The 7,685-nt window shown below is 76.9% G+C and carries 5 protein-coding genes; 4 read left to right on the top strand and 1 reads right to left on the bottom strand.

The features are described from left to right. The 4 genes from ACFVFS_RS40050 to ACFVFS_RS40035 all read left to right on the top strand — a co-directional run. The coding region (locus ACFVFS_RS40050) for an amino acid adenylation domain-containing protein (RefSeq protein ID WP_380630016.1) at positions 1–2,676 on the top strand (2,676 nt) is incomplete at its 5' end. After that, positions 2,673–3,968: an MFS transporter gene (locus tag ACFVFS_RS40045; RefSeq protein WP_380630015.1), complete on the top strand. Its 1,296-nt coding sequence runs from the start codon at positions 2,673–2,675 to the stop codon at positions 3,966–3,968. The genes ACFVFS_RS40050 and ACFVFS_RS40045, both read left to right, overlap by 4 nt. A 61-nt stretch (positions 3,969–4,029) precedes the next feature. Then, positions 4,030–4,887 carry a dimethylargininase gene (ddaH, locus tag ACFVFS_RS40040; RefSeq protein ID WP_380630017.1) on the top strand — a complete coding sequence of 286 codons (858 nt, stop codon included), beginning with the start codon at positions 4,030–4,032 and terminating at the stop codon, positions 4,885–4,887. A gap of 217 nt (positions 4,888–5,104) precedes the next feature. Continuing rightward, positions 5,105–5,323: a hypothetical protein gene (locus ACFVFS_RS40035; RefSeq protein WP_380630013.1), complete on the top strand. Its 219-nt coding sequence runs from the start codon at positions 5,105–5,107 to the stop codon at positions 5,321–5,323. 62 nt (positions 5,324–5,385) lie between these two features. On the opposite strand, the gene ACFVFS_RS40030 is transcribed toward ACFVFS_RS40035, so the two are convergent. Continuing rightward, positions 5,386–7,685: ATP-binding protein (locus tag ACFVFS_RS40030; RefSeq protein WP_380630011.1), on the bottom strand; the 2,300-nt coding region annotated here is incomplete at its 5' end.

Genomic DNA, 7,685 nt, shown 5'->3' with positions numbered 1-7,685 from the left:
ATCGACTACGCCACCGACCTGTTCGACCGGGAGACGGTGGAGGCGATCGCCGCCCGCTTCGGCCGGCTGCTGGCCGCCGTGGTCGCGGACCCGGAGCGGCCGATCGGCCGGGCCGAGCTGCTGGACGGGCGCGAGCGGGCTGAACTCCTCGCCCCCGCCGCCCCGCTGCCCGCCGAGGTCCCGCTGCTCCCGGCCGCCTTCGCCGCGCAGGCGGCGGCCACCCCCGGGGCCACCGCCCTGGTCTTCGGCGAACTGCGGCTGGACTACGCCGAACTGGACGCCCGCGCCGAGCACCTCGCCGCCCGGCTGCGCGCGGCCGGCGCCGGACCGGACACGGTGGTCGCCCTGGCCCTGCCGCGCTCGGCGGAGACGGTGGTCGCCCTGCTCGCCGTCCTCAAGTCCGGCGCCGCCTCGCTCCCGCTGGACGCCGAGTACCCGGCCGACCGGACGGCGGCGATGCTCGCCGACGCCGCTCCCGCCCTCGTCGTCACCGGCGACGGCTGGCCGCTGCCGGAGCTGCTGGCCGGCCTGCCCGCCCTGCCGGTGCACTCCGACGAACCGGCGGTCCCGGCGCCCGCCGCCGTCCCCGACCCGGCCCACGCCGCCTACGTCATCTACACCTCCGGCTCCACCGGCCGCCCCAAGGGCGTGGTGGTGACCCACGGTTCGATCGCCGCGCTGCTGGCCCACCACCGCGCGGAGACCTTCGGCGAGGCCGAGCGCGCCCACGGCCGGCTGCGGGCCGCGCTGACCGCCTCGCTCTGCTTCGACGCCTCCTGGGACAGCCTGCTCTGGATGATCGCAGGGCACGAGCTGCACCTGATCGGCGACGAGCTGCGCCGCGACGCCGCCGCCCTCGTCCGGCACCTGCGCACCGCCGGCGTCGGCGCCCTCGGCATCACCCCGAGCTACGCCGAACTGCTCGTCGCCGAAGGCCTGTTGGACGGCGATACGGCCCCGAAGGTGCTGCTGCTCGGCGGCGAGGCGGTCGGCCAGGCGCTGTGGACCAGGCTGCGCGAGGCGGCCCCGCACACCACGGCCCGCAACCTCTACGGCCCGACCGAGTCCACCGTCGACGCCCTCACCCACCCCTTCACCGCCACCGACCGCCCGTCGCTGGGCCGGGCCGTGGCCGGTACCCGGGCGCACGTCCTCGACGAGCACCTGAACCCGGTCCCGCCCGGCGTGCCCGGCGAGCTCTACCTCGCCGGCGCCGGCCTGGCCCGCGGCTACCTCGGCCGTCCGGCGCTGACCGCCGAGCGCTTCGTCGCCGACCCCTTCACGCCGGGCGCCCGGCTGTACCGCACCGGCGACCTGGTCCGGCGCGACCGGGACGGCGGACTCGACTACCTCGGCCGCACCGACCACCAGGTCAAGGTGCGCGGCTTCCGGATCGAACCCGGCGAGATCGAGCACGTGCTCACCCGCCACCCCGGCGTCCGGGCCGCCACCGTGACGGCCCGCGAGGACGGCCCCGGCGGCCCCCGCCTGGTCGCCTACGTCGTCCCCGAGGGCGCCACCGCGCCCGACCCGGCCGAGCTGCGCGCCTTCGTCGCCGAGTCGCTGCCCGGGTACATGGTCCCGGCGGCGGTCGTCGCGCTGGACGCCTTCCCGCTGACCGGCAGCGGCAAGGTCGACCGGCGCGCCCTGCCCGCCCCCGACCTCACCGCCTCGGCCACCGGCCGCCCGCCCCGAACCCCGCGCGAGGAGGCGCTCTGCGCGCTCTTCGCCGAGGTCCTCGGCGTCACCGCGGTCACCGTCGACGACGGCTTCTTCGACCTCGGCGGCCACTCGCTGCTCGCGATGAGGCTGCTGGCCCGGATCCGCACCGCCCTCGGCGCCGAGCTCGGCATCCGGGACGTCTTCGAGGCCCCCACCGTGGCGGGCCTCGCCCGTCGCCTGGACACCGCCGGGAGCGAGCGGTCCGACGCCCTGGCCGTCCTGCTCCCGCTGCGCGCCACGGGCACCAGGGCCCCGCTGTTCTGCGTCCACCCCGCCGCCGGCATCAGCTGGGTCTACTCCGGCCTGCTGCGCCACCTCGACCCGGAGCGCCCGGTGTTCGGCCTCCAGGCCCGCGGCCTGCACGGCGGCTCACCGGCCGCCGTCGGCGAGATCGCCGCGGACTACGTCCGGGAGATCCGCGCCGTCCGCCCGCAGGGCCCGTACCACCTGCTCGGCTGGTCGTTCGGCGCGGTGGTCGCCCAGGAGATGGCCGTCCAGCTCCAGGCGGCGGGCCAGGAGGTCGCCCTGCTCGCCCTCCTCGACGGCCTCCCGGCCGGGGCGGTCGCCGAGGAGCACCGGGCCTCCGACGACCCGGTGGAGACCCTCGCCGAACTGCTCGCCTCGCTCGGCTACGACCCGGCCGACGGGCGCGGCCAGGCGGATCTGACCGCCCTGCTCGGCGAGGCCGCGGGCCGCCTGCCGGACGTCTTCGAACACCACCGCAAGCTGATGGCCGAGCACGTGCCCGGCCACTACCGGGGCGCGGCCGTCTTCGTCGGCGCCACCGCCGACAAGCCCGCCGACTGGCCCTACGAGGCCGCCTGGGCCCGCTACCTGGCCGGCCCCGTCACCGCCCACCGGATCGACTGCGCGCACGGCGCCCTGACCCAACCCGAGCCCCTCGCACGGATCGCCGCCGTGCTGGCCGACATGCTGGAGAGTGACCCGCGATGACCACGACGACCGTCCCGGCCGAGCCGCCCGCGGTGGACGACGGGCCCCGCCACAGCCGCTGGGGCCTCTGGGCCCAGCCGAACTTCCGCAAGCTCTGGGTCGGTGAGACGACCAGCGGACTGGGCACCGCCGTCGGCAACGTCGCCCTCGCCCTGGTGGCGGTGGTGACCCTGGACGCCTCGCCGTTCATGGTCGGCGTGCTGACCGCCTCCGCCTGGGTCCCGTGGCTGTTCCTCGGCCTGCTGGCCGGCGCCTGGGTGGACCGCTGGCCCCGGCTGAAGGTCATGCTGGTCTGCGACCTGCTGCTGCTCCTGCTGTTCGGCAGCGTGCCGGTGGCCGGCTGGTTCGACGCGCTGACCATGGCCCAGCTGATCGTGGTCGCCCTGCTGGCCGGCGCGGTGAAGGTGTTCTTCTCCACCGCCTACGGCGCGGTGCTGCCCGCCCTGGTCGCCAAGGACGACCTGCTGGAGGCCAACGTCAAGCTGCGCTCCGGGGACTCGGCGGCGGAGATCGCCGGCCCCGGTCTGGCCGGCCTGCTCTCCCAGGTGTTCGGCGCGGCCAGCGGCCTGCTCGCCGACGCGGTCACCTACCTGGTGTCGGCGCTCTGCGTGGGCACCATCAAGGTCGAGGAGACGCCGCCGCCGGTGGCCGAGCGGCGCGGCATCCTGCGCGAGATCGGCGAGGGCGTGCGCTTCCTGGCCAACGACCCCTACCTGCGGACCCTGGCCGTGTTCGGCGCGGTCGGCAACCTCGGCCTCAACGGCATCCAGGCCGTGCAGACGGTCTTCCTGGTCCGCAGCGTCGGGGTCTCGCCGGGCGGCATCGGCGCCGTCTTCGCGGTGGTCTCGGTCGGCGGCCTGGCCGGCGCGGCCCTCGCCGGGCGGATCGCGCGCCGCTTCGGCACCGCCCGCGGGCTGCTGCTCTGCGAACTGGTCGCCGCCCCGTTCATCCTGCTGCTGCCGATGGCCGGCGCCCGGCTGCCGCTCGCCGTGAGCGCCGTCGCCTGGTCGGTCGCGGTCTGCGGGGTGATCGCCGGGAACGTCCTGGCCGGCAGCTTCTACCAGTCCTACTGCCCGCCCGCGATGATCGGCCGGATCCGGGCCAGCGCCTCCACCGTCAACTTCAGCGCCATCCCGGTCGGGGCCCTGCTCGGCGGCTGGCTGGGCGAGGTGCTCGGGGCCCGGAGCACCATCTGGATCATGGCGAGCGTGCTGCTCTCGGCCGGCGCCGTGCTGCTGGTCAGCCCGCTGCGCGCGATGCGGGACTTCCCCGAGCGCCCCGCCGCCTCCTGACCCCCGCCGCCGTTCCGCCCACCCTCACCCCGTTCGGAGCCCCGCCGTGACCAGCCCCGCCATGACCAGCCCTGCCGAGACCCGGACCGCCGTGACCCGGACCGCCGTGACCCGGACCGCCCGCCCGCGCCGGTACCTGATGTGCCGTCCGACCCACTTCGAGGTCAGCTACGCCATCAACCCGTGGATGGACCCGGCCAAGCCCGTCGACACCGCCCTCGCGGTGGCCCAGTGGGAGCGCCTCCACGAGCTGTACCTCGAACTCGGCCACCGAGTCGACCTGATCGACCCGCTGCCCGGCCTGCCCGACATGGTGTACGCGGCGAACGGCGCCACCGTCGTCGACGGCCGGGTGCTCGGCGCCCGGTTCCGCAACGCCGAGCGGGCCGCCGAGGGACCGGCGTACCTGGAGTGGTTCCGGTCCCGGGGCTTCACCACGCTCGACCCGGTGCACGTCAACGAGGGCGAGGGGGACCTGCTGCTGACCGACCGCTACCTGCTGGCCGGCCGGGGCTTCCGCAGCGTCTCCGCCGGGCACGCCGAGGCCCAGGAGTTCCTCGGCCGCCCGGTGATCGGCCTGGACCTGGTCGACCCGCGCTTCTACCACCTGGACACCGCGCTCAGTGTCCTGGACGGTGATCAGATCATGTACTACCCGGGCGCGTTCTCGGCCGGCAGCCGGGCGGTGCTGCGCCGGCTCTTCCCGGACGCGGTGCTGGTCGGGGAGGAGGACGCCGGGGCGTTCGGGCTCAACGTGGCCAGCGACGGCCTGAACGTGGTGCTCCCGGAACCGGCCACCGGGGTCGCGGCCAGGCTGCGCGCGCACGGCTTCCGGCCGATCGGGATGGACCTCTCCGAGCTGCTCAAGGGCGGCGGCAGCGTGAAGTGCTGCACGCTGGAGATCCGCGAGGCCGGCTGACCCGGGACGACGGCGGCCGCCGTCCTGCCCGACGCCCGGTCCCCCGGTCGACAGACCGCCCGACAGACCGCCCCACACCCCCAACACCGGGCCCCACCCACCCACGCGGCCCGTGCCCCCCTCGGCCGTTGAACGCCCCTTGCCATGCTGATCACGTCAGCCGGGGAGAGCCCGGCGGAGCCCCTTCCCGGCAGGGAAGACCACCCGAGGAGCAGTCATGGCGAAGCGTTCGACGATCGGCACCGCCCGGATCAGCCTGGCCCTCGCGGGCCTCGGCCTCGGCGCCCTGCTCGCCCTCGGTGCGACCGGCACCGCGATGGCGGACGGCGCGACCGGGACGGGCACCGGCACCACCGCACCCACCGCGACCCCGACCCCGACCCCCACCGCGACCGACGGCAGCGGCCACTCGGACTGGAACAGCACCGGCTCCTGAGCCCCGACCGTCCGAACGGACGAGCGCAGAACCGTTTCTGCCCGCCCCCGAACCATCCGCGCTCACGGATCCACCAGCGCGAACGCCGGCTCCGCGAGCAGCCCCGCCACCTCGACGGCCTCCGGCAGCCCCAGCCTCCCGAAGATCGCGTGCGCCTCCCGCAGCCGCGCCCCCGCCTCGCCCCCGCGTCCGAGGTCCGCCAGCGCGCAGCCCAGCACCACCAGCGCCTGTGCCTGGTCCCGCTCGGCCCCCAGCTCCACGCAGAGCGCCAGCGCCTGCTCCGCGTGGTCCAGCGCCTCGTCCGCCCGGCCCAGCTCGCGCAGACTGTCCGCCAGCCGGTAGCGCGCGTGCGCGGCCCGGTCCCGCAGACCGGCCGCCACCGACACCGCCAGGCACTCGCCGAACCAGGTCACCGCCTCCTCGTGCCGCCCCAGCGCGTGCAGCGCCAGCCCCAGCACGTACAGCGTGTACGCCCGGCCGGGGTCGTCCTGCCGGGTCCGCAACTCGGCCAGCACCTCGTGGCAGATCGCCACCGCCTCGTCCGCCCGCCCGCTGCGCACCCGCGCCAGCGCCGCGTTCACCGTCGTCACCAGCGCGCCGGAGCGGTGCCCCAGCCGGTTGGCCAGCAGCAGCGCCTCGTCGTAGTGGTCCACCGCCTCGTCGTAGCGGCTCAGGAACTGGCAGATCAGCCCGAGGTCGTTGAGCGCCTGCCGCAGGACCACCGAGTCCCCGGCCGCGCGCGCCGCCTCCACCGCCCGCCGGGACGCCTCCTCCGCCGCGTCCAGCCGGGTGGCGGCGAGGGCGACGTTGCCGCGCAGGAAGTGCGCCCGCCCCTCCGCCCGGAGGTCCCCGTCCCGGGCGGCCGCCCCGGCCAGCGCGTCGGCCGTCGCGGCGAGCTGACGGCTCGGCGGGGTGAGCACGAACGGGGTGAGCGCGATCAGCAGGTCGATCGCCGCCCGCAGCGCCGCCCCCCGACCGGTGGCGGGATCGGCGGCCACCTGCGCCGCCAGCGCCACCGCGCCCGCCCCCTCGACGGCCGCCCACTCGCGGGCGGCGTCCCGGCCGGGCAGCGGGACGCCGGGGGAGTGCGCCGGTCCCAGCGCGCCCGCCGCCGGGTCGCCCGGCACGGCGTGCTGGAAGGCGGTGCAGGCGGTGGCGAGCAGGTGGTCCAGCAGCCGGTCCCGGGCCGCCACCGCCTCCCCGCCGTCCGCCGCCCCGCCGTCCGCCGCCGAGCCGTCCGCCGCCGCGCCGGAGCCGTCCGCCCCCGCCGTCCCGGTGGACCGCGCCGGTCGGCGGCGGGCGAAGGCCCGCAGCAGGTCGTGGTACCGGTAGCGGCCAGGGAACGGCGACTCGACCATCGCCACGTCCACCAGCGCCTCCAGCAGGTCCTCGGCGTCGTACTCGTCGAGGTCCAGCAGCGCGGCCGCCGCCGGCAGCCCGATGTCCGGCCCGTCCACCGAGGCCACCAGCCGGAACGCCCGGGCCTGGTCCTCCGTCAGCTGGCGGTAGCTCAGTTCGAAGGCCGCCGCCACCGCGAGGTCGCCGATCCGCAGCTCGTCGATCCGCCGCCGCTCCACCTGCAGCCGGCGGCTGAGCGTCTCCACCGTCCAGCCCGGCCGGGCGGCCAGCCGGGCGGCCACGATCCGCACCGCCAGCGGCAGGTGCCCGCAGGCCACCACCAGCTCCCGGGCGGCCGCCGGCTCGGCGGCCAGCCGCTGCGGCCCGATCGTGCGGCCGAGCAGATCCAGCGCCTCCTCCGGCTGGAACACGTCCAGGTCGACCTGCACGGTCGCCGGCAGCCCGGCCGGCCGGGTCCGTCCGGTGGTGAGCACCGCGCAGCCGACCGCGCCCGGCAGCAGCGGCCGGATCTGCGCGGCGTCCTTGGCGTTGTCCAGCACCAGCAGCAGGCGCCGACCGTCCACCACCGAGCGGAACAGCGCCGAGCGCGCGTCCAGCCCGTCCGGAACCGCGTCGGCCGCGACCCCGAGCGCCACCAGGAAACCGCTCAGCACCGCCTCCGGATCGGCCGGCACCGGGTCCGATCCGCGCAGGTCCGCGTACAGCTGGCCGTCCGGGTAGGCGTCCCGGACGCGGTGCGCCACGTGCAGCGCCAGCGCCGTCTTGCCGACCCCGCCCATGCCGACCACGGTCGCCACCACCAGGGCCTGCGGATGCTCCCCGCTTCCGCCCTCCTCCGGGGGAGCGGCGAGCGCCTCGCACAGCACCCGCACCGGCGCCGTCCGCCCGGTGAAGTCGGCGGCGTCCGGCGGCAGCTGGGCCGGCCGCGGCGGCGCGCCCGAAGGCCGGGCGGTCCGGCCGGGCGGCTGGGCCCCGCCGGCGCCGCCGCCCTGGTCCGCCGTAC

Origin of the sequence: Kitasatospora sp. NPDC057692, from assembly GCF_042799475.1 — a bacterium.
Lineage (GTDB): Bacteria > Actinomycetota > Actinomycetes > Streptomycetales > Streptomycetaceae > Kitasatospora.
This window is presented reverse-complemented; position numbering and strand designations above follow the sequence as displayed.